A 21,319-nucleotide genomic window follows, 5' to 3' on the forward strand; every position below is an offset into this window, starting at 1 on the left:
GGAGATTTATTTTTCATGAAGTACAAAGCAATAGCCGCAGGTTTATTAGCAGCAAATTTACTAGCACATCCAATTAGTAGTTTAGCAGAAACGAAGAAATTTCCTGATGTTTCAGATAGTGCGTGGTCGAAAGACGCAATTTATTATTTAGTAGAGAGAAATGTAATTAACGGTATGCCAGATGGTAACTTTATGCCATACGGAAATTTAACACGTGCCCAGGCAGCAAAGATTATCGCAACAGCAATTGGTGCTAAAGTAGATCCAAATGCAAAGCCGTCTTATAATGATGCGAAAAATAGTTGGGCAGCTTCATTTATTGCAGCCATGGAAAAAGAGAATATTATTAAGGGACGAGAACCAGGAGTATTTGATCCTGAAGGAAAAGTAACTCGTGCTGAAATGGCAGCTATGCTTGTAAGAGCATATAATTTGAAGAGCAAAGTAACAGGACCAGTTCCTACAAAATTCGCTGATTTAGAGAATCATTGGGGTAAAGAAGAAGTTAATATTTTAGTAGAATTAAAACTTTCTTTAGGTACAGAGAATGGCTGGAAACCGAATGATTCTATTACGCGTGAACAAGCAGCTCAGCTTACTGCGCAAACAGATAAATTTAGCAAGAATAGTGATCGTCCAGTAGAAACAAAGAAAATGTACATAGATAGAAAATTCATTACATATCACGCACCATCATTAAGTTCTGGGATTAGTGCGAATCAGCATAATCCACAAACGGTAGAAATTAAAGAAGAACGAGATGGATGGATCAAAATTGCAACAAGTAACGGTGATAAATGGACACCTTTAGTAGAGAAAACAGAAGTTATTAATGAAGGATTCACTACTTATGCAGAAGCTTCTTCTTCGTCAAAAGTAATGGGAACACATAACGCACAGCAAGTAACTGTTATTGAAGAGAACGGCAGCTGGATTCGTATCCGCATGGGCGCTGGTTTCCAATGGGTTAATAAAAATCAATTAAATCCAGTGAAGCAAGGGAATTTCTTAGAAGGAAAAGCGATTATCATTGATCCAGGTCATGGTGGAGTTGATCCAGGGCATTCTGGTGTGAAAATGGATGAAAGTGCTATTGTATTAGATACATCTTTACGTGTACAAAAACTATTTGAACAAAAGACACCATTTACTGTTTTATTAACACGTAATGATGATACGCGTCCGGGAAATACTCCTGGTGAATCTTTGAAAAAACGTGTAGAATTTGCACAAGAAAATAAAGGTGATATTTTCGTAAGTATTCATGCAAACGGGTTTAATGAACAAGTAGAAGGAACAGAAACGTTCTACTACAGATCGGCAACAAATCCAAACTCAGAAGAAAGCCGTGTACTAGCAGAAAAAGTACAAAAACGTTTAGTACAAGCACTTCAATCAAATGATAGAGGTGTAAAGACAGAAAACTTCTATGTAGTGAAATACAATACAATGCCTGCTATTTTAGCTGAACTAGGTTTCATCGATGCTAAAGGTGAAGGTGAAAAACTAGCTACTGAAGAATGGAGACAACGTGCAGCGGAAGCGATTTATCAAGGCATTTTAGATTACTATGAAGAAATGGGTAACAACGTGTCTTCTTTCCGTTAATAAATAATAAGAGATTGCCATTGGCAGTCTCTTTTATTTATTAACGTTTCTCTTTATTTCCGGCATATGATATCATTTAATTTTATATACAAAAGAAAAGTATTTGAGTAATTGTAATCATAACAATTTTAAACGATAAAGGATGATAATAGATTGAGTAATCATAGTAAAACACCTGCCTGTATATATACGTATGCATTTCGTGAGGAGGAGCGTGCTTTATGTTACTTGGAAATGCGCTCGTTCTTTGGAATGGAGTCCCACGTTAATATTTTAAAAAGTGATGTCAAAATTGACCCGAGTAGAAGTGCGTTTATTAAAGAGCGAATTGAAGTTATGTATGAAGGAGACGACTTAGAAAGTATCTTAAAACAAGTGGAACAAATTGACTTGGCAGGAGCGACGTTCAAAGTCATCTTCGTTAAAATTAATGACCTCGTTGGAGAGAATAAAATTGAATATGGAGAAAGACGTCTTATTGAACGAGACCTCGGCATGCATATTGAAGGAGAAGCGGATGTTCGTAATCCAGAGCGTGTATTCGGGATTGTTCCTCTTGGAGGACGCTGGTACTTCGGGCACTATGTAGAAAGCGAACCCGTTTGGTATCATCACATAAAAAAACCGCATAGTTATTCGACATCTCTTAGCACACGTGTTGCGAGATCAGTTGCAAATATCGCTGTACCAAATCCAGAGGGAGTACGAGCAATTGACCCGTGCTGCGGTATTGGAACAGTAGTAGTAGAAGCACTTTCTATGGGGATTAACATCGTTGGTAGAGATATAAATCCACTTGTAGTTCTTGGAACAAGAAAAAATATCGCACATTTCGGATTTGAAGGAACAGTAACAAAAGGACCAATCGAGGAAATTACTGAGAACTACGACGTTGCCATTATCGATATGCCGTACGACCTATTTACGCATGCCACACCAGAAGACCAGCTCTCCATTCTTTCAAGTGCGCGCCGCATCGCTAAAAAGGTAGTCGTTGTAACGATGGAGACAATGGACGACATGATCCATGAAGCAGGGTTTGAAATTACAGATCGCTGTATTACAAGAAAAGGATCATTTACTAGACAAATTCTTGTTTGTGAATAAGAAAGGAAGGTCACCCGTTTGGGTGACCTTTTTAGTGTAGTTTGATGTGTGATTGATTGGCAGTTTGTAGGCGGCGATAAGTTGATATTGTGATAGGAGAATCTATTACTGTTCTTTTAATTTCTCTTGTTGTGCGATTAATAAATTGCGTAATACGTGTCCGCGGTAACTTTCTAATTTTCGTCCTTCATGATAGCGTACGCCTAATTTTTTTAGTTCAGCTACGTACCAGCCCTTTGTTCCGTAGTACATTGGATCACTTCCTTTTTGCTTTTGAACAGTATATGTTGGGGAGCGAAGTAACTTTACATTGAAAATAATAAGACTGGTTGTATCAAGGGGGCCCCCATAACATAGACTCTGGACAGTGTATAAAAAAATAGACAGTAGTGTATGTTTTTCTAAAAAATGCATACAAATTTATACCCTATGCGTTGGCATGATATTTGCAATGAAAAGAGTATCAACGTATAGGGGAGAGATCGAAATGAAGGTTAGTAAAATATATACAACGATTGATGCACACGTAGCTGGGGAGCCGCTTCGAATTATTACGGGCGGAGTGCCAGAAATAAAAGGAGAAACGCAGCTGGAAAGACGCGCCTACTGCATGGAACATTTGGATTACCTTCGTGAAATTCTGATGTATGAACCGAGAGGGCATCACGGAATGTACGGTTGTATCATTACACCGCCAGCAAGTGCCCACGCTGATTTTGGTGTTTTATTTATGCACAATGAAGGATGGAGTACGATGTGTGGTCATGGCATTATCGCTGTTATTACAGTTGGAATTGAAACAGGCATGTTGGAAGTAAAGGGTGAAAAACAAAAGTTCATTATTGATAGCCCAGCCGGAGAAGTTATTGCGTATGCAAAATATAACGGGAGTGAAGTAGAATCTGTATCATTTGAAAATGTTCCTTCATTTGTATACAAAAAAGACGTTCCTATTAAAATAGATAACTATGAATTTCAAGTAGATATCGCGTTTGGAGGAGCATTTTACGCTGTTGTAGACTGTAAAGAATTTGGTTTGAAAGTTGATTTCAAAGATTTATCTGCTATTCAAATGTGGGGCGGTAAAATTAAACATTATATAGAGAGAAAAATGGAAGTGAAACATCCACTTGAAGAAGGATTGAAAGGAATATACGGCGTTATCTTTTCAGATGAACCGAAAGACAAAGGTGCTACGCTACGAAATGTAACGATTTTTGCTGATGGGCAAGTAGACCGTTCTCCTTGCGGTACAGGAACTTCAGCGAGAATCGCAACTCTTTTTGAAAAAGCTACCTTGCAAAAAGGAGAAGTATTCATCCATGAATGCATTACTGATGGGAAATTCCAGGGAGAAGTATTATCCGTAACCGCAGTAGATACATATGAAGCTGTCGTTCCAAAAGTAACGGGGAATGCCTTTATTACAGGATTTCATCAGTTCGTTGTAGATCCGAGAGATGATTTGAATCGAGGATTTTTGTTAGGATAAGAGGAGGGGGTGGAAAGATATGCTTGTCATAAGCGCGAACGAACAAAGAAACTTAGTAAATATGAATGAAGTTATTGAATACGCGGCGCTTGCTTTAAAAGAATTTTCCGCAGAAAGAACGATTACACCAATAAGAGGCTCATTACCATTTGCGAACGAGCAAAATACGGCATTAATTATGCCTTCAGTAGCGGAAGGACTTGAGGCACTTGGAGTAAAAATAGTAACGGTAGTCCCGCAAAATAAACAGATAGGAAAGAAAACGATCAATGGGATTGTGATGCTATCAGACTTTCAAACGGGAGAACCGCTCGCACTTCTAGAAGGATCGTACTTAACGATGATCCGAACGGGCGCCTTATCAGGAGTAGCGACAAAATATTTAGCTCGTCATAACGCAAAAACTTTATGCATTATCGGCACGGGTGAACAAGCGAAAGGAATTGCCGAAGCAATATTTGCGGTTAGAGATATCGAAAAAGTCATCTTATACAATCGCACAGAAGAAAAAGCGTATGCATTTGCGCAATATATACAAGAGAAATTTGGTAAACCTGCTTACGTTTACAAGGATCCAAATGAAGCAGTACGTGAAGCAGACATCATCGTCACAACTACGAACGCAACCACACCAGTCTTCTCAGAAATCTTGCAAAAAGGCGTCCACGTAAACGCCGTCGGCTCATTCAGACCGAGCATGCAAGAACTACCCTCACATGCCATAGCTAAAGCAAACAAAGTAGTAGTCGAATCAAAAGAAGCAGCACTAGACGAAACAGGAGACCTTCAAGTTCCGATAAAAGAAGGTCTATTCAAAGCAAACGCCATTCACGCTGAACTTGGTCAAATTATAAGCGGAGAAAAAGCTGGGCGCGAAAATGATGAAGAGATTACTGTTTTTAAATCGGTTGGTTTGGCAGTAGTAGATATTATTGTTGCAAAGTATTTGTATGAGAAAGCGGTGGAGCAAGGAGTAGGGAATAAGATTGAGTTTTGAGACTGCCTTTTGGTGGTCTTTTTTTCAATTCATCAAATGTCATGATAACCTCCTAAATGTGTTTTTTGTCTTTAATTTCATTCTACATTTTAGATCATATAAAACAATCATTTTAGAGGGATTTTCTGTAAGTTGATAGTTTTTTAACTCATTTTATGAGGCTACTTATTCGTGGTCTTTTTATTTTCTCCTCCGCATAAATATAGTTTATCGCAAGAATGCATTAATAGATTACAAACTTTCTACCTTTGCGAAAAAGTTTGACTTTATATAAGGGTAGTGGTAATTTAAAACCTATAAGAAAACTCGGTATTAATTCCGAGTTTTCTTATAGGTGTAAATAGTCGAGAGGGGTCGAAATATGAAGAAGAAGTTGTTTGTATTACCATTTGTCCTACTATTATTTATTGCATTAGCTGCTTGTTCAGGGGAAAAAGATTCGAAGCAAGCAGGAACTAGTAAATCAGGGACTCCGAAAGACGGAGGGGCGTTAACGATTGGTGTTAGCGATAATCCAGATACGATGAATCCGCTTTATGCGAATGATCGTGTGTCATTAACTGTGCAGCAAGCTTTATATGCGCCGCTATATCATATGGAAAACGGTAAGAAAAAGTTTGTTCTTGCTGAGAGCTTTACGCCTTCAGAAGATCAATTAACTTGGACACTGAAGTTAAAAGATAATTTGAAATGGCATGATGGTAAGAAAATTACATCAGACGATATAGCATTTACATTCCAATCTATTTTGGATGAGAAGCAAAATAGCTCAAGTCGTGAAAACTTTATTTTTAAAGGAAAGCCGCTTGAGGTGAAAAAGGTAGATGAGTTAACAACTCAATTCGTTTTACCACAAGTAAGCGCATCTTTCGAAGGTGTGATGAATGATTTCTTCCCAATTCCGAAACATGTATTTGAAGGGGAAGCAGATTTAGCGAAGAGTAAGAAAAACTTACAGCCTGTAGGATCAGGGCCGTTTAAGTTTAAAGAGTATAAATCAGATGAGTACGTTGCATTAGATCGATTTGATGATTATGTAGGTGGGAAAGCTAAATTAGACTCTATCGTATACCGCGTTGTAAAAGACCGTAATACAGCAAATGTTTCACTGCAAAATGGTCAAATCAACATGAAGATGATTGAGCCGCAAGACTTTAAGAAACTAGATAGTACTGGGAACTTCTCAATGGTGACATTCCCTGAAGGTAGATTATTCTACTTATCTTATAACATGAATACAGATTTGATGAAGAAAAAAGAAGTGCGCCAAGCAATTGCGCATGCGTTAGATAAAAAAGAAATGATTAACTCAGCATTCGTTTCAGGTGAATTTGCAGAACCAGCAAATTCAATCTTAACGCCAGACGCTATGTATTATGCGAAAGATATTAAAGACTATAAGTATGATAAAAAAGAAGCGAAAGATTTATTAGCAAAAGCTGGCGTGAAAGATAAAGAAAAAGTACGTGTGATGTATGTAACGAATAATAAAATTATGGAAAGCTTAGCGTTATATACACAACAAAAATTAAAAGAAGTTGGCTTAGAAGTTGAACTAAATGCATTAGATGCTAGTGCGGCAAGTGAAAAAGGCTTAGATAAAGAGAATAAAGAATATGATATTACATTTGGTGGTTACATAATGGGACCTGAGCCAGATTCATATAAGAGCTTATTCTTAAGTAATGCTGAATACAATTATGCACGATATAAAAACGCTGATTTCGATAAGTTATGGGAAGAAGCTGCAGTTGAAACAGATAAAACAAAACGCGCAGAGCTATACCATAAAATTCAAGAGACAGCGAGAGAAGACGTACCTTATCTACCAATCGCGTATCCGAAAGCAGTTATTGCAGTAGATAAAAAGTTTGATGGATTAAAAGAAGCGAAAGCAATTCCTGTCACAATGTTTGAAGATCTATCTAAGATTTATGAAGTGAAATAAGAAACAATAAAGAAGCTGGTGGAAATCAGCTTCTTTAGCTTGAGGGGGGAAGTTTGTGTATAAAGTAATTGCGAAGAGGCTTTTAAATGCAATTCCGCTTTTATTTGTTATTTCTATTATTTCTTTTCTATTAATAAAACTAGCACCGGGGGATCCGGTTCGAAACTTTGTAACGCCAAATATGAGTCCAATTGATGTGGAGCGTATTCGCAAAAGTTTAGGACTAGATCAACCAATTTACGTGCAGTATTTTTTATGGTTAAAAAACATTTTAACAGGAAATTTTGGTTACTCACTTCAAAATCATCGTCCTGTTTTAGATCTTATCACAGAAAGATTACCTGCAACAATTGGGTTAATGGGATCATCTTTACTCGTCTCATTCGTAATCGCAATACCACTTGGACTATTTACAGGTGTGAAAAAGAATTCATTCTTTGACCGCATTGTAAACTTTATTTCATACGTTGGTATTTCTATGCCGGTTTTCTGGTTTGCACTACTATTAGTCTACTTATTCTCTTTAAAATTGAACCTACTTCCGAGTATGGGTATGCGCACCGTAGGTAAAGATTCTGTCTGGGATATTGTGCAACACGGCATTTTACCTTGTATGGTGTTAGCATTCCAAAACGTATCTGTTTATATGAGATATATTCGTTCAAGTACGATTCAGCAATTAGAAGAAGAATATGTACAAATTCAATATGCGTACGGCGCTTCAAAGAAAACGGTGTTATTTAATCACGTACTTCGAAATGTATTAATACCGATCATTACAATTTTCGGATTATCGATTCCAAGTTTAGTAGGCGGAGCGTTCATTACGGAAACAGTATTCTCATGGCCGGGGCTTGGTTCACTTGGGGTAAATGCTATTTTTAGATTTGATTATCCGATTATCATGGCAATTACATTACTATCATCATTCATGTTAATTCTCGGTAACTTAATTGCTGATATTTTATATGGCGTAGTAGATCCGCGCATTCGAATGAGGGGGTGATTTGGAATGAATAATAGGAGATTTCAAACGATAAAACATAGCTTTACAAAAAATAAGTTTGTTGCAATGGGAGTTATTATACTTGCGATTTTAACGGTCGCATCAATTTTCGCATTCGTGTCGCCGTACGATCCTAGCAAAATGTCGATTCCAGATCGCTTACAAGAACCGAGTATGAGTCATCCTTTCGGAACGGATGATTACGGAAGGGATTACTTAACGAGAGCGTTATATGGCGGACGAGTTTCACTTGCGGTCGGTTTCCTTGCGATGGTTGTTTCTATTACAATCGGTACTGCAGTTGGAACAATTAGCGGGTATTTTGGCGGAAAGTTAGACAACTTTTTAATGAGGGTTGTTGAAGTACTTATGTCAATTCCATCATTCTTTTTAATGCTACTATTAAATGCGTATTTAAAACCAGGAATTACGACGTTAGTTCTTATTATCGGATTACTAACATGGATGGACACCGCCCGTATTGTAAGGGCAGAAACGTTATCTGTAAAAGAGCGTGAGTACGTTTTATACGCAAAAGTATCAGGACAAAAATCACTTATGATTATTGTAAGACATATCATTCCTAACATTTTATCAACCATTATTATCGCCGCGACATTAACGATTGCGACATCGATTTTAATGGAATCATCACTTAGTTTCCTAGGTTTAGGTATTAGAGAACCAGATTCTTCTTGGGGCAGCATGCTAAACAATGCGCAAGGATATATTGGTGAAGCTTGGTATTTAACGCTCTTCCCAGGATTCCTTATCCTTTTAACGGTACTTAGTTTTAACGTAATTGGTGAAGCATTGAAGAAAGCTTTCGCACCAAAAGGAGCTGGACATGAAAACTAAAGTATTAAGTGAAAGGAGTGAGAAGCGTGTCTGAAAAACTACTAGAAGTGAAAAATTTAAAGACTTCTTTTTTCATAGAAAGTGGCGAAGTTGAAGCAGTTCGCGGCGTTACATTTCGCTTAAATAAAGGAGAAGTAGTCGGTATCGTTGGGGAATCTGGAAGCGGGAAGAGTGTAATGGCGAAGTCTGTTATGTCTCTCGTTACGTCACCAGGAAAAGTGAAAGAAGGGGAAATCTTTTTTCATAATGAAAACATACTTTCTAAATCTGAAAAAGAATTACGTTCTATTAGAGGAAATCAAATTTCACTTATCTCTCAAGACCCAATGTCAGCGCTAAATCCGGTCGTGAAAATTGGGAAACAAATGATGGAAGTAATTATACGTCATCAAAAAGTGAAAAAGAAAGAAGCAGAGCAGATCGCGATTAACTTGTTAAAACAAGTCGGTCTTTCGTCACCAGAAGAAAGGGTAAAACAATATCCGCATGAACTAAGCGGTGGTATGAAGCAGCGGGTTATGATCGCAATGGCGATGTCTTGTAACCCAGACCTTCTTATTGCTGACGAACCGACGACTGCACTTGATGTAACGATACAGGCGCAAATACTAGATTTAATGAAAAACTTAAAGAACGAAACGAATATGGCGTTACTTCTTATTACGCATGACTTAGGAATTGTCGCGCAAAACTGTACGCGCGTCATCGTTATGTACGGCGGGCTTATTATGGAAGAAGGACCTGTACTTGATATTTTCCAATCGCCGAATCATCCATATACGAAAGGGCTATTAAACTCTCTGCCAAAAATATCGAACGGCGTAAAAGAAAGACTCGCTCCTATTCAAGGTGTAACGCCAAACTTATTAAATCCACCACAAGGTTGCCCATTCGCAGAGCGTTGCCCGCATGCGATGGACATTTGTGAAAAAGAACGTCCGCCATATTTTGAAATCGGAGACGGAAGGCGTTCCATGTGCTGGTTAAATGATAGGGCGGTAGGTGATTCCCATGCATGAAGAAAACTTAATTGAAGTTCGGAACTTAAAAAAGTATTTTCCTATTAAAAAAGGACTATTCGGTAGAAAAACAGAGCAATTAAAAGCAGTCGATGACTTAAGCTTTACAATTAAAAAAGGTGAAACATTCGGGTTAGTAGGAGAATCTGGCTGCGGAAAATCAACGACAGGAAGAAGCATCATTCGTTTACACGACGTCACTTCAGGTAACGTTTTATTCGACGGAAAAGATATCGCAAGTTTAAAGGAAAGTGAACTAAAAGAATATCGAAAAAGAATGCAAATCATTTTCCAAGATCCATACGGATCATTAAACCCGGCAATGAACGTATTCCAAATTATTAGTGAGCCAATGAACATTCATGGATCTTATGAAAAAGAAGAACAAAAAGAAATCATATTAGACCTGCTTAAAAAGGTAGGCCTAAAAGAAGAACATTTATATCGCTACCCGCACGAATTTAGCGGGGGCCAGCGCCAGCGCATTAGCATCGCGCGCGCACTATCTGTAAAACCAGACTTTATCCTATGTGACGAACCAATCTCAGCACTAGATGTCTCAGTCCAAGCGCAAGTCGTAAACATGCTGCAAGACATTCAAGAAGAAACAGGCGTCACATATTTATTCATCGCACATGACCTATCGATGGTAAGACACATATCAGATCGAATCGGAGTCATGTACTTAGGAAACATAGTAGAAATTGCCGACAGCGAAGACTTATACACAAAACCGGCACATCCATACACACAAGCACTACTCTCATCTATGCCAGAACTAGATCCAACAAACACAGGCAAAGAACGGATCATCCTAGAGGGGGAAGTTCCAAGCCCGCTCAACTCACCGTCCGGCTGCAAATTTAGAACGCGCTGCAAATTCGCCACTGAAAAATGCGCACAGGAAGTACCGAAGATGGTTGAGATTGCGAAAGGGCATGAAGTGGCTTGTCATTTGTTTTAGAGGGAGAGCACTAGGGGGGACCTGGTGCTTTTTTCTTTTGTGTTGGGGTGTGGGATTGGTTGTAGACTAATGGTCAGTGATTGTTTATAGTTGCATTTCCTGTTATATAATTTTCCTTATTTTTCAACTATAATTGTAATGATATGTTAGATTGTATATTTTATCCTTAATATATTTAATGGAAGGGGGACTCTCTATGAAATTGCTTCGTTCATTTCTCATTTTGACTCTTGTTGTATTGTTAAGCGCATGTAATACAGCAACAAAAGTCACAAAGGTTCAAAAAAATGGCGAAACGACTTTAACAATTGGTTCTTTGCAGGGGTATTACGATGTACAAACGCTTAAAGCTGAAAAAGGAAATGTGGAAATTCCTTATGAGGCAGCAGTTGAAGAAGGTACGATTTTATTGCAAGTCACAAAAGATGATAAGGTCATTTATGAAGAAGAAGTCACTTCTCAAAAAGAAGGTTTGCTTTCTTTTGAAGCGCCAAAATCCGGATCATATGATTTAATTGTACGTGTGAAGGGTGAAGAAGAGAAAGCGAAAGGAATTCAAATACATACGAAGCTATGAAAAAACGGCAAGCGGAGTATACTCGCTTGCCGTTTCCATTTCCAGTTGGTTCTAGCATAACAAATGCTCATCAATTCCAAGAAGTGAACGTAAAGTAATTCCGAAGTATACAATATTTTACTTTCAGCGATGTAATCCCTAATAAAAGATTCAATAAATTTTATAATATAAATATTTAATTCTAATCATTAAAAATCCTACTTTTTCTTACTTTAATTGTTTCTAAAATATAAAGAAGAATACCTAAACCAAATATTTTTTCAGCATTAGAAATATTATTACCTAATCTAATAATCGGTACATTTAAGCCAAATCTTTCACTCCATTCTAAAGGCATATATCCCCTCTTGCAGTTTATTAATATACGATCATCCATTGTACGAAAAGACGTTTCGAAAAAATCAAATTCCACTTCTATCTCAGAAATTTTTATCTCTTTTTCATTCATCAAGGAACCACGTACCATTCCAAATCCTTGTATCATATTTTCTTTAAACATACCTACACAATTATAATTCGAATCATAAATAGCCCAATCATAATTTTCAACTTCACTTTGAAAATATGCAAGGATTTCTCCATCACTTGCTTCCAATCCAAAAACTTCTTTATTTTTTAAAATAGGTAATGTTGAAGAAATCATCTTTGTTCCTGCTACATATCTTCCATCAGGAGTATATAAACCTAAATGTTTATTATTGCCGGGTAATTCTAACAAAACATAAGTATCAATATCCCAAAATGTTAAATCATTTTTAATTATATTTTTTTCGAGTAAATTTCCTTTTCTTAATTGCCAAAATCCAATACTAAAAAATACAAGAGAAGCTATAATAATTAAGATTACTGGTCCCCAATTAATATTACCCCAAGTATTATACATACCAATTAATCCATAAAGAAAAAGCCCAGTTCCAATTAAACACTTCAACTTTCCCTTTTTTTTATAATACTCAAATAATTCCACATAAACACCTCTATCAGTTGGTCTTAATATTTCAATTACCTTTCAAATAGGGGGCACATTACCGAAAGTGAAAAATTGTATGCTAAGGGTGTAAAAACCTATTATAGCAGGTTTTATAGACGTTATATTTACCTTTATAATAAAAGAGGACGTGGAGTAACTTGATTATTCTTAATCATTCGACAAGATACAACAATTTAAGATCATATTTTTTGCTATGATAAGTAAGAAATTTACATATCGTGTTATTGGGGGATAAAAAGAGATGTTGAAAAAATTTACTACATGTATTTTAGGTGGCGCTTTAGTATTCAATTTATCTGGTTGCGGCAATACATCCGACAAAACTTCTTCAGAATCTAAAGAAACCAATTCTAAACAAGAAGAAAAGAAAGTGCAAACAACTGATGAGGCGAAAACGAAAGAGAATACAAAGCAGAAAAATACAGAACAAACAAAAGAGAAATCAAAAATAAAAGAAAAAGAGTATGCTGTAAACAAGGATTTTCATACACCTAAATTTGATGTAACTGTAAAAAGAGTTGTAGAAAGAGATAAGGTTGGTAAAGAGAGTATAGGATTCCAAAAACCTGAAGATGGACATGTCTTTATTGTTGTAGAAGCAGAAGGGAAAAATATCACAAACGAACCGATGAAATTAGCCGTTTTACCATCAGTGGATTTAGTGGATGAAAATGATAATGCTTATCAAAGTGATGTGTTAGCAGCTAGTAGTTATGCGGTTGAAAAAGGTGAGACCTCTAGTATTACTAAGGAATTAAAACCAGGGGAGGTAAAGAGACAAAATAAAGTTTACGTGATTAATAAAGAAAAATTTGATACAGGAAAGTGGTATGTAGTTGTTAACCATGAGTATAAGGAACAAATTAAATAGTGTTTATTTATGAAGAGGAGATGGCTCCTCTTTTTTTTTTTTACAAGTTAACACAGAATTTCGTTATAATGTAGAAATTTAATGTTTTCGAAAAAAAGAATTGACTTCTATATTAGTTGTAACTAAAATAGTTACATAAAGATGTAATCAATTTAGTTACAAATAATATCTGCTAAAAATATGATTTATATATTTAATTAAGGATGGTGGTCCATACGTTGCCACCCGGTGTAGAAAGTTACTAACACATTCAAATCGATGCATATTCTAAGCTTTAGTATTTTCTGTTACGGGGCAATAAGGTGAAACGTTATCTTTTGTTAAAAACCTTGGTGGATCTTTCTTTGGAAATATTAGTTTTGGGGAAATATAGTAAGGTATCTAAAAAAGAATAAGGTATAAAAAGATGTACCTATATAAACCAAAAATTTAGTTGAGCTGGATAATAAAAAAAAGGTAGGAGATTTAAATGGAGACGAAACAAGATAATCTTATTTACGTATGGGATGCATATTGTGGATGGTGCTATGGTTTTTCAGAAAGTATTAAAGGATTTTACAAAAACCACACTGAAGTACCATTAACGGTTTTATGTGGAGGGTTATTTTTGGATAATTTACCAATGAAACACTTCTCATATATAGAAGAAGGAAATAAAAGAATTAATCAACTTACAGGTGCTGAATTTGGTCCTTCCTATCAAAAATTGGTGGAGGAAGGGACTTTTAAAATGAATTCGAAAGATGCTGCAATTGGTTTTTCAGCTTTACGCTCATTAGCGCCAGACCGTTTATTAGAATTCACTTCGGCTATGCAAAAAGCGTTTTATTATGAGGGCCAAAGTCTGAGTGATCCAGAAACATATCGCAAAATTGCAATCGAGCATGGTTTGGACCCTGAACAAGTATTAGAACGTTTAAACGCTCAAGAAACAATAATAGATGTCCAAAATGATTTCAATAAAGTTCGACAGCGTGGTGTTAATAGCTATCCTTCATTACTTTTACAAAAGGATAATCAAATTATTCCTATTGGTGGTGGCGTAATGACGCCGGATAAAATTGAAGCGCGTTTTAAAAATTTATATTAAGAAAATTTAGGATATAGTAGCAAACATGTTATCTTAAGCCACCTGACATTTATCTACGGAATATTCGCCAGTACTATTACACTTTCAGATAAATGGGAGTGGGAGATTTTATCCCGCTTTAACGGGCAGTAAGACCCCCACCTCAAAATTCAGTGGAAGCAAAGAAGTTAGGTGGGGGATCAACTGTCCGTAAAAGTCCGATTGGTGTGGGCTAATAATCAGTGGGGGATGAACAAAACCCCCACTGATTAAAGTTTCACTTTATCGGAACAAGATAAAAATATGATAATTAGTTAATAACTTTAACAAAAGGAGAATAACATACTATGTTTACAACAATCGATACAAATCAAAAAGATGTGAAATTAACGGTGTTTAGTTCGGACGAAAAAAGCTTTATGGTCACAGCAACATTAGTTGAGAAAGCAGGACATGCATTTTTAATAAACTCAAAATTTACTCAGTCTGATTCGAAAGAAATTGTTGAGTATCTGAAAAAAAATAACTTATCTTTAGATAAAATCTTTATTATTCATGGGGATCCAGACTACTACTTTGGATTAGAGAGCATTAAAGCCGTTTACCCAGAAGCTATAGCGTATGCAACAGAGTCTACTGTTGAACATATCGTTCATTCTGTCTTAGGGAAATTAAAAGTTTGGAAAGACGCCCTTGGAGAAAATGCACCAAGTAACGTGGTATTACCTCAAGTATTTAAAGAAAAAGCGATTGATTTTCAGGGGTTAACATTTGAACTAGTAGGCTTAGATCATTACAGAACTAGCCTATTTAATAAAGAACTAAAAGTATTAATTGGTGGTATCGATGTATTTAACGAAATACATGTATTCTTAGCGGATACTAGCTCAAAAGCGGCTATGGAGGCATGGATTGAGAACTTGAAAGTATTACAAGCATTACATGCTGACATAATTGTGCCTAGCCATGGATCAATCGAAAAATCCCTAAATAATCAAGCACTTACTGCGACAATGGATTATCTAAGAACGGCGGTTCAAGCTTCTGAGGAAAGTGGAACTTCAAAAGATTTTGTGGCAAAACTTGAAGCAGCATATCCAGGCTATGCAAATAAAGGTGTATTAGAATTAAGTGCAAAAGTTGTAACAAAAGAAATGCCTTGGGGTTAATGATATGAATAAATATCAAAAACTATTACATGAAACGTATGTGTTAACTGGCGAAGGGAAATTGGATACGTTCAAAACGTATTTAAGTGAAAATGTATCTTGGACAGAAGCTGCTGGGTTTCCATATGCAGGTACTTATATAGGTCCAGATGAAGTAGTGAAAAACGTACATGAACGTCTTGGCACAGAATGGGATGACTATAGCGCTAAAGATGAAATTTATGCTTTTAATAACAATACTGTTATCGTGTATGGAAAATATAGTGGGACATATAAAGCTACAGGGAAATCGTTCATAGCAGATTTTTGTCACCTTTATAAGTTTGATGAGAACGATAAGGTTAAGAAGTTTATTCAAATTGTGGACAGTGCAACTGTTAATGAGGTATTAAGTTAGAGTTAATCGTTTCTAATATGCCTTGTATAGGGGGAGGTTAGGATAAATGAAATTCCTAACATTACCCCTGACATTACATTTTTGGGAAGGTTTCTCCTTCTTCAAACTTTTTATAGAAGAAAACTTATTTAAGTAGAAGAGGTAGGTATATATGAAATTAGAGAAAAGTTTAATCATAACAATTATTTCTGTATTTATTTTAGGAGTAGTTTCGACTTTGGTATATCAAGCTTCCACCGGTAATAACAAAGGAAACTCAATAAAGAGCGAGAATGTTGCTTCTGTATCAAAAGAAGTGAAAGAAAATGAAAAGAATAAAAAGATGGTAGTTGATTTCTATAATGAAGTTTTTAACAAACATAATATCGATATTATCCCTAAATATGTTAGCGAAGATTATAAGCAACATAATCCTTTTGTTGCTGATGGACGAAAAGCCTTCATGGATTTCTTTAAGGATGATTTTGTTAAAAATCCTAATTCCTCTGCAGAGATTAAACGTGTAGTAGCTGAAGGGGATACAGTTGCTCTTCATGTACATTCTCGTACTAATTCTCAAGATAAGGGAGTTGCTATAGTGGATATATTTCGTATCAAGGATGGAAAGATTGTCGAACACTGGGATGTAATTCAAGAGATTCCAAGTGAAGCAGCTAATGATAATACGATGTTTTAGATAGAAGATATATTTAATAATTGTTTAATTGATAGTGCTTTGTAGAATTTAGATAAGTAAAGGAGATGTCCTAGTACCATGCCTGGGACATCTCCTTTTTGTTTTAACGATATTTAATTTATTGTTATTTGTATTTTTTATGTACTACTATTCAAGTACATATCATTTCAGGCGGTTTTCTTTTATCCCGCATTAACGGGCAGTAAGATCCCCACCTCAAAATTCAGCGAAAGCAAAGAAATTAGGTGGGGGCGGGCTGCCCGTAAAAGCCCAATTGGTGAGGGCAAAGTTTCACTTTATGCTTCTATATCTTTTCCCTCTTCTACACCATCAAAAGCAAATCAGATAAAAATGTAGGGCTTAAGTAACTAAAATAAAGAAAAAGCCATACAAGTAGTATGACTTTCTTTGCGGAACAATTAAGCTTGTGGTGCAGGCGGTCTTCCATTGAAGTTAGAACGTTTTGGAATTCCTTAAATTAAGAACAGAGTGGGATTAATCCTAGCCCAATTACTAGCGCTGTTTTCTACATACCTTACTTTTTTACGAACAGATTCCAACTGATTTAATAATTCATCACTATTAAATCGTTATAAGCTTCTTTTATACAATATTTCATACACAATATCAGCTTCTCGATTTTTTGCAATAGGACCCATTTTAATGACTTTAATAAGGATACGTATAGTAACGAAGAGACGATTCTATAAATACATAAGAATCGTCCTTTCGTTTTGCAAATGATGCATTAATATCAGTCTCATACTATTTTAATGGTATGGGTAAAAATAGTTTTTTTTTAACCTACGCTAAATTGTTATAATTTTTTTTGCTCTAGAGGCCAATTCCATATCATGTGTAACAAATATTATCGTTTTTCCATCTTCATTAAGGTCTTTTAATATGTTAAACACTAAATCTCGATTATTGTTATCTAAATTACCAGTTGGCTCATCAGCTAAAATGTAGTCGCATTTTTTAATAAGTATTCTTGCTAAAGCGATTCTTTGTTGTTCTCCACCACTAAGCTCAAAAATTTTTTTCTTCTCATAATTAGGCAAATTCACTTTTTGTAAAGCTTCTTTTATTATTTTTCTTTTATCGATATTTTTTTGATATTCTAGGGCTATTAATAAATTTTTCTCTACCGTTTCGTTTTCCATTAAAGCGTAATTTTGAAATAGATAAGCTAATTTTTCACGTTGCAATAGTAAGGTTTGCTTTTTGTTTGGATTCATTTGTTCTTCTATAATTATATCTCCAGAGTCGCTTTGTTCTAATAAACCAATAATATTTAATAACGTCGTTTTTCCTTTTCCACTTTCCCCAACGATTGCGATGAAGTCTGTATCTTCAATCTTCAATGAGAAGTCTTTTAATACAACTTTATTACCAAATTTCTTATTTATATTCACTAATTCAATCATTACTAATGTTCTCCTTTTATGATAGCATTGAATGTTTGATTGCTTAATTTCTTATCAAAGAAATAGCTTATTAAAATTTCTAAGATTAGGATCAAAATACCTATAGAAATCACATAAGTATCAATAACATATATAGATACAGATATAATAGGTATAATATTTACTAATAACAATAAAGTAATCATAATTTTATTGCGCTTTATAGCGCTAAATCCAAATAACTGTTTAATATACAAATTGAACTTGTTTTTTTCATAGTAACTAGAAATAGTGTTATAAGTTATTAGAAAATTCGAGACGATTAATATGATCATTGCGATCAATAAATTTTCTTTTTCTGTTTTTAGGTTTTGAATTTCAAACGCTAAACGATCATATACTGAGGTGATATTTTGTATAGTTGATTGAGCCTCATTTTTAGTAATGGTAGCCCTTATACTATCGTATGGTTGCTCACTATTAGTTTTAAAATAAAATTCAGATGCAACATATGACAAATAAAAGGATTGATTGAAGATACCTGTATCAATAATTGCAATAGGATCTCTAATGAGATTTTTATCTTCCGCTTTTATAGTTGAATCATAAGTAAAATAATCTTGATTATTTTTTACATATATAATATTTATATTTAACTCTTGTTCTTTAGTGTTATTTTTCTCTCTTCCTAGTTCCTCATTATAAATGTTATCAACTTCAACTTTTTGGAAATAAAAATGTTTTCTATAATTCTTATATATCTCCTTCTCATATTCCTTTAATTTTTCAGGCACTAATATATTCATAGTATTCGAATCATGAATAATTTGCTCTTTGATTGTTTTTTTAACTGATTTAATAGGATTATAAGATAAATAGTTTGAATTTATAGTAACACTATTTCCGGAAGGTTCTAACTTCGGATCCCCATTTTCATTATTTAAATCATAGATATACTTTCCATCTATTTTGTCATAATTTGACGTACTAATTAGAAAGCCACCATGTTGTTTTTCCATATCCAAGTAAAGGTCTTTCATTTTTTTGCTAATTTTTTCTTCCGCACCTAAATCGTCGCCCTTAGCGAAAGTAACTTGAGTTTTATAAATATGTTTAGTTTTTGACCAATTAGATAAATTATCTATCTTTTGATTGAGTTCATTCGATAGGATTTTCCAATGATACGTGGACAATAACATTACGACTATAAATAGAAATTTTAAAGTGAAATTTAATGTGCTAACTAATATATATGGCTTGTTACCTTTTATTTTTGAAACATTTATATTTCTAGTAAAGGCTACTATCGTAATTATTGTGATAGGTATAATTAAAATAAAACTCAATGTAATTGCTATAATCCAAAAAATACATGATAATTCAAAATAAAAATCTGTACTATCTGTAAATATACAATACATAATAAATAATACATAAATCATAAGACTTGATAGTATCATGATTTTCCCTAAATTAAAGATAAAGAAGCTAACTATTTTTTTTCTTGTATAGCCCAATGTTTGCATGATAGCTATATCTTTCAATCTACGAATGATATAGTGAATAATCGCAACAAAGATGCATAATACAATCAAAAATATACAAAATATTTGAAACCCATTGCTCTCAAGTAAATATATAAAATCGGCTTTATTTTCGCCAAAAATTTCTGTTTTAGCTACATTTTCATTTAGTTCTTTTAACATGGCATTTATTTTTTCTTTATCTTGAGTCGAGATATAGTACATACCACTTCCATCAAAATTTTCATCTGCACTTAAAGGTTGGATAGTTATTTTAGTTTTCGAATCTATTCTTTTTATAATACCAATTTGATCTGTGCTCTCAATTTCAGAAGTACTTATAAATTTGTTTGAATTTACTTCTGGAAACTTCCCTGATTTTAACTTGATATGGTTATTTAAACCAGTATCAGTTGTAAAAATATGTAAATCATTTTCTCCCGGGTATATGTATTTTGAAATATTCACATTATATTTCTTTGCTAAACTTTGTAAAAATTCAATGTAATTCTTAGTGTAACTTTTCTCTTCTTCAAAATTTAAAGTAATACTAGTTGTATTTTTATAGAATAACTGTTGTGTTTTATATTCTTTAAAAATATTTAAAGATAAAAATGCAGTTAATGCCAGCGTTGCTGCCATTAAAATAAAAATGATTTTTTTCATGCAAACACCTCTTAGAAAAATCTAATATCACTAATTATCTATATTCAAAAACAAGAGAAGTTTTTAAACTTCTCTTGTTTTTGAATATTATTTATTATCGTAATTCGCTTTATTTGTACCACTAGATGTCCATGTAGCTTTTGCTTTGCTAAATACATCTTTCTTCTGCCATTTTCCATCATTGTAGACGCCTTTTCCATTTGTAACTGTTGCTCTACCTTGTTTTGTATAATGTTTATATTCGGAAATGACGTTTCCATCTCTTTTTCCTCTAATCCAATACCCACCGTCTGCTTTACCAGACGTTACACCTGCGTATAACTGAGGTTTATTGCCAGAATTGTTTTCATCTGCTACAAATCCTTCAGTTATTGTGCTATCCGCTGTCACAATTTCGGACTTTCCAACTGTTTTTTCTGCGGCAAATACATTCATTGAAGCTGGAACTACTAAAACACCTGCAGCAATTGCACCGATAATAGCTTTTTTCATACTAATTCCCCATTTCTATCAGTTTATATTTTGTTAAGATTTTACACTAATGGAAAATCTTACAATTTAAATTTACCATATCCTCATTTTTTTGTAAATAAAAAGTAAATTTTCAGTTTATAATAATTGTTTTTAATTCATTGTTCATATATTCATCTTTATTATTTTTGCGGGATCAAGAAAGGGTATTTTAAGATTTAAATGTTAGTTGAAATAATAACGCCTTTCAAATAAGTTAAGAGGTTTTATTATTATTTTATGAGAGAACAACAGCGAAAAAAGCAGTGAAATAGAAGTTTCTAGTAACAAATATTACTGTGGAAAATTTAATAATTATTGGTAATATTGGGATATACTTATATGTTAACATAATATAGGATTGTATTGTTATTAAAAATTAAAATATTCAAAATTAAAAAAGATCAACTCTATTAAAGAGTTGATCTTTGTAGTGGAAGTAGTTTTTAATTGGACAAATTACCC

General features: G+C 34.4%; 20 protein-coding genes. 15 read left to right on the forward strand and 5 right to left on the reverse strand.

The window, feature by feature from the left end; all coding sequences use genetic code 11:
- The first annotated feature begins 15 nt into the window (after positions 1 to 15).
- Positions 16 to 1,608: an N-acetylmuramoyl-L-alanine amidase gene (locus ACTFN4_RS20175; RefSeq protein WP_000875341.1), complete on the forward strand. Its 1,593-nt coding sequence runs from the start codon at positions 16 to 18 to the stop codon at positions 1,606 to 1,608.
- A gap of 153 nt (positions 1,609 to 1,761) precedes the next feature.
- The gene (locus ACTFN4_RS20180; protein ID WP_074554175.1) at positions 1,762 to 2,715 is read left to right on the forward strand and encodes a TRM11 family SAM-dependent methyltransferase; all 954 of its coding nucleotides are present in this window, start codon (positions 1,762 to 1,764) and stop codon (positions 2,713 to 2,715) included.
- 105 nt (positions 2,716 to 2,820) lie between these two features.
- Here ACTFN4_RS20180 and ACTFN4_RS20185 read toward each other — a convergent pair whose 3' ends face one another.
- Positions 2,821 to 3,096 carry a YflJ family protein gene (locus ACTFN4_RS20185; protein ID WP_113732248.1) on the reverse strand — a complete coding sequence of 92 codons (276 nt, stop codon included), beginning with the start codon at positions 3,094 to 3,096 and terminating at the stop codon, positions 2,821 to 2,823.
- 106 nt (positions 3,097 to 3,202) lie between these two features.
- Between ACTFN4_RS20185 and ACTFN4_RS20190 the strand changes: the two genes are divergently transcribed.
- The 8 genes from ACTFN4_RS20190 to ACTFN4_RS20225 all read left to right on the forward strand — a co-directional run bounded on the left by ACTFN4_RS20190 (position 3,203) and on the right by ACTFN4_RS20225 (position 11,576).
- Positions 3,203 to 4,207 (forward strand): proline racemase family protein, encoded by a 1,005-nt coding sequence (locus ACTFN4_RS20190; protein WP_439962704.1) that lies wholly within the window; start codon positions 3,203 to 3,205, stop codon positions 4,205 to 4,207.
- A 19-nt stretch (positions 4,208 to 4,226) separates the two neighbouring features.
- Positions 4,227 to 5,204: an ornithine cyclodeaminase family protein gene (locus ACTFN4_RS20195; protein WP_078187162.1), complete on the forward strand. Its 978-nt coding sequence runs from the start codon at positions 4,227 to 4,229 to the stop codon at positions 5,202 to 5,204.
- A gap of 361 nt (positions 5,205 to 5,565) precedes the next feature.
- Positions 5,566 to 7,152, forward strand: a complete 1,587-nt coding sequence (locus ACTFN4_RS20200) for an ABC transporter substrate-binding protein (RefSeq protein WP_064532647.1) — start codon at positions 5,566 to 5,568, stop codon at positions 7,150 to 7,152.
- Positions 7,153 to 7,207: 55 nt separating this feature from the next.
- Positions 7,208 to 8,158, forward strand: a complete 951-nt coding sequence (locus ACTFN4_RS20205; RefSeq protein WP_086388829.1) for an ABC transporter permease — start codon at positions 7,208 to 7,210, stop codon at positions 8,156 to 8,158.
- A 6-nt stretch (positions 8,159 to 8,164) separates the two neighbouring features.
- On the forward strand, positions 8,165 to 9,016 hold the full coding sequence (locus tag ACTFN4_RS20210; protein WP_001065278.1) for an ABC transporter permease: 852 nt from the start codon (positions 8,165 to 8,167) through the stop codon (positions 9,014 to 9,016).
- A 26-nt stretch (positions 9,017 to 9,042) separates the two neighbouring features.
- Entirely contained in the window at positions 9,043 to 10,035 is a 993-nt protein-coding gene (locus ACTFN4_RS20215; RefSeq protein WP_439962705.1) for an ABC transporter ATP-binding protein, read from the forward strand.
- Positions 10,028 to 10,999, forward strand: coding sequence for an ABC transporter ATP-binding protein (locus ACTFN4_RS20220; protein ID WP_439962706.1), 972 nt, complete (start codon positions 10,028 to 10,030; stop codon positions 10,997 to 10,999). Before ACTFN4_RS20215 ends, ACTFN4_RS20220 begins: the two co-directional genes overlap by 8 nt.
- Positions 11,000 to 11,195: 196 nt before the next feature.
- On the forward strand, positions 11,196 to 11,576 hold the full coding sequence (locus tag ACTFN4_RS20225) for a BA_1872 family lipoprotein (protein ID WP_000771857.1): 381 nt from the start codon (positions 11,196 to 11,198) through the stop codon (positions 11,574 to 11,576).
- 181 nt (positions 11,577 to 11,757) lie between these two features.
- Here the strand turns inward: ACTFN4_RS20225 and ACTFN4_RS20230 are convergent, their stop codons facing one another.
- Positions 11,758 to 12,543 (reverse strand): ABC transporter ATP-binding protein, encoded by a 786-nt coding sequence (locus ACTFN4_RS20230; RefSeq protein WP_071740892.1) that lies wholly within the window; start codon positions 12,541 to 12,543, stop codon positions 11,758 to 11,760.
- A 265-nt stretch (positions 12,544 to 12,808) separates the two neighbouring features.
- Between ACTFN4_RS20230 and ACTFN4_RS20235 the strand changes: the two genes are divergently transcribed.
- The 5 genes from ACTFN4_RS20235 (at position 12,809) to ACTFN4_RS20255 (ending at position 16,749) form a co-directional block, all read left to right on the forward strand.
- A complete protein-coding gene (locus ACTFN4_RS20235) occupies positions 12,809 to 13,438 on the forward strand; it encodes a hypothetical protein (RefSeq protein ID WP_048538044.1) in 630 nt (209 codons plus the stop codon).
- Positions 13,439 to 13,907: 469 nt separating this feature from the next.
- Positions 13,908 to 14,528 (forward strand): DsbA family protein, encoded by a 621-nt coding sequence (locus ACTFN4_RS20240; RefSeq protein WP_439962707.1) that lies wholly within the window; start codon positions 13,908 to 13,910, stop codon positions 14,526 to 14,528.
- Positions 14,529 to 14,854: 326 nt separating this feature from the next.
- Entirely contained in the window at positions 14,855 to 15,676 is an 822-nt protein-coding gene (locus ACTFN4_RS20245; protein WP_439962708.1) for a cytoplasmic protein, read from the forward strand.
- A gap of 4 nt (positions 15,677 to 15,680) precedes the next feature.
- Positions 15,681 to 16,073, forward strand: coding sequence for a nuclear transport factor 2 family protein (locus ACTFN4_RS20250; protein WP_001046381.1), 393 nt, complete (start codon positions 15,681 to 15,683; stop codon positions 16,071 to 16,073).
- Positions 16,074 to 16,224: 151 nt separating this feature from the next.
- Positions 16,225 to 16,749 carry a nuclear transport factor 2 family protein gene (locus ACTFN4_RS20255; protein WP_000764211.1) on the forward strand — a complete coding sequence of 175 codons (525 nt, stop codon included), beginning with the start codon at positions 16,225 to 16,227 and terminating at the stop codon, positions 16,747 to 16,749.
- A gap of 809 nt (positions 16,750 to 17,558) precedes the next feature.
- Here the strand turns inward: ACTFN4_RS20255 and ACTFN4_RS20260 are convergent.
- The 3 genes from ACTFN4_RS20260 to ACTFN4_RS20270 all read right to left on the reverse strand — a co-directional run bounded on the left by ACTFN4_RS20260 (position 17,559) and on the right by ACTFN4_RS20270 (position 20,836).
- Entirely contained in the window at positions 17,559 to 18,176 is a 618-nt protein-coding gene (locus ACTFN4_RS20260; protein ID WP_000571715.1) for a putative bacteriocin export ABC transporter, read from the reverse strand.
- Between the two features lie 2 nt (positions 18,177 to 18,178).
- Positions 18,179 to 20,344 carry a DUF1430 domain-containing protein gene (locus tag ACTFN4_RS20265; RefSeq protein WP_322370247.1) on the reverse strand — a complete coding sequence of 722 codons (2,166 nt, stop codon included), beginning with the start codon at positions 20,342 to 20,344 and terminating at the stop codon, positions 18,179 to 18,181.
- Positions 20,345 to 20,431: 87 nt separating this feature from the next.
- Positions 20,432 to 20,836 (reverse strand): lactococcin 972 family bacteriocin, encoded by a 405-nt coding sequence (locus tag ACTFN4_RS20270; protein WP_000709112.1) that lies wholly within the window; start codon positions 20,834 to 20,836, stop codon positions 20,432 to 20,434.
- Between the last annotated feature and the right edge of the window lie 483 nt (positions 20,837 to 21,319).

It is taken from the genome of Bacillus cereus group sp. MYBK95-2, assembly GCF_051915225.1.
Classification (GTDB): domain Bacteria; phylum Bacillota; class Bacilli; order Bacillales; family Bacillaceae_G; genus Bacillus_A; species Bacillus_A cereus.

What these genes read in the sequence shown, in the direction of transcription:
- ACTFN4_RS20175 (WP_000875341.1), top strand. Translation starts at nt 16, where the DNA reads ATGAAGTACAAAGCAATAGCCGCAGGTTTATTAGCAGCAAATTTACTA.
- ACTFN4_RS20190 (WP_439962704.1), top strand. Translation starts at nt 3,203, where the DNA reads ATGAAGGTTAGTAAAATATATACAACGATTGATGCACACGTAGCTGGG.
- ACTFN4_RS20195 (WP_078187162.1), top strand. Translation starts at nt 4,227, where the DNA reads ATGCTTGTCATAAGCGCGAACGAACAAAGAAACTTAGTAAATATGAAT.
- ACTFN4_RS20200 (WP_064532647.1), top strand. Translation starts at nt 5,566, where the DNA reads ATGAAGAAGAAGTTGTTTGTATTACCATTTGTCCTACTATTATTTATT.
- ACTFN4_RS20210 (WP_001065278.1), top strand. Translation starts at nt 8,165, where the DNA reads ATGAATAATAGGAGATTTCAAACGATAAAACATAGCTTTACAAAAAAT.
- ACTFN4_RS20220 (WP_439962706.1), top strand. Translation starts at nt 10,028, where the DNA reads ATGCATGAAGAAAACTTAATTGAAGTTCGGAACTTAAAAAAGTATTTT.
- ACTFN4_RS20225 (WP_000771857.1), top strand. Translation starts at nt 11,196, where the DNA reads ATGAAATTGCTTCGTTCATTTCTCATTTTGACTCTTGTTGTATTGTTA.
- ACTFN4_RS20235 (WP_048538044.1), top strand. Translation starts at nt 12,809, where the DNA reads ATGTTGAAAAAATTTACTACATGTATTTTAGGTGGCGCTTTAGTATTC.
- ACTFN4_RS20240 (WP_439962707.1), top strand. Translation starts at nt 13,908, where the DNA reads ATGGAGACGAAACAAGATAATCTTATTTACGTATGGGATGCATATTGT.
- ACTFN4_RS20245 (WP_439962708.1), top strand. Translation starts at nt 14,855, where the DNA reads ATGTTTACAACAATCGATACAAATCAAAAAGATGTGAAATTAACGGTG.
- ACTFN4_RS20250 (WP_001046381.1), top strand. Translation starts at nt 15,681, where the DNA reads ATGAATAAATATCAAAAACTATTACATGAAACGTATGTGTTAACTGGC.
- ACTFN4_RS20255 (WP_000764211.1), top strand. Translation starts at nt 16,225, where the DNA reads ATGAAATTAGAGAAAAGTTTAATCATAACAATTATTTCTGTATTTATT.
- ACTFN4_RS20260 (WP_000571715.1), bottom strand. Translation starts at nt 18,176, where the DNA reads ATGATTGAATTAGTGAATATAAATAAGAAATTTGGTAATAAAGTTGTA.
- ACTFN4_RS20265 (WP_322370247.1), bottom strand. Translation starts at nt 20,344, where the DNA reads ATGAAAAAAATCATTTTTATTTTAATGGCAGCAACGCTGGCATTAACT.
- ACTFN4_RS20270 (WP_000709112.1), bottom strand. Translation starts at nt 20,836, where the DNA reads ATGAAAAAAGCTATTATCGGTGCAATTGCTGCAGGTGTTTTAGTAGTT.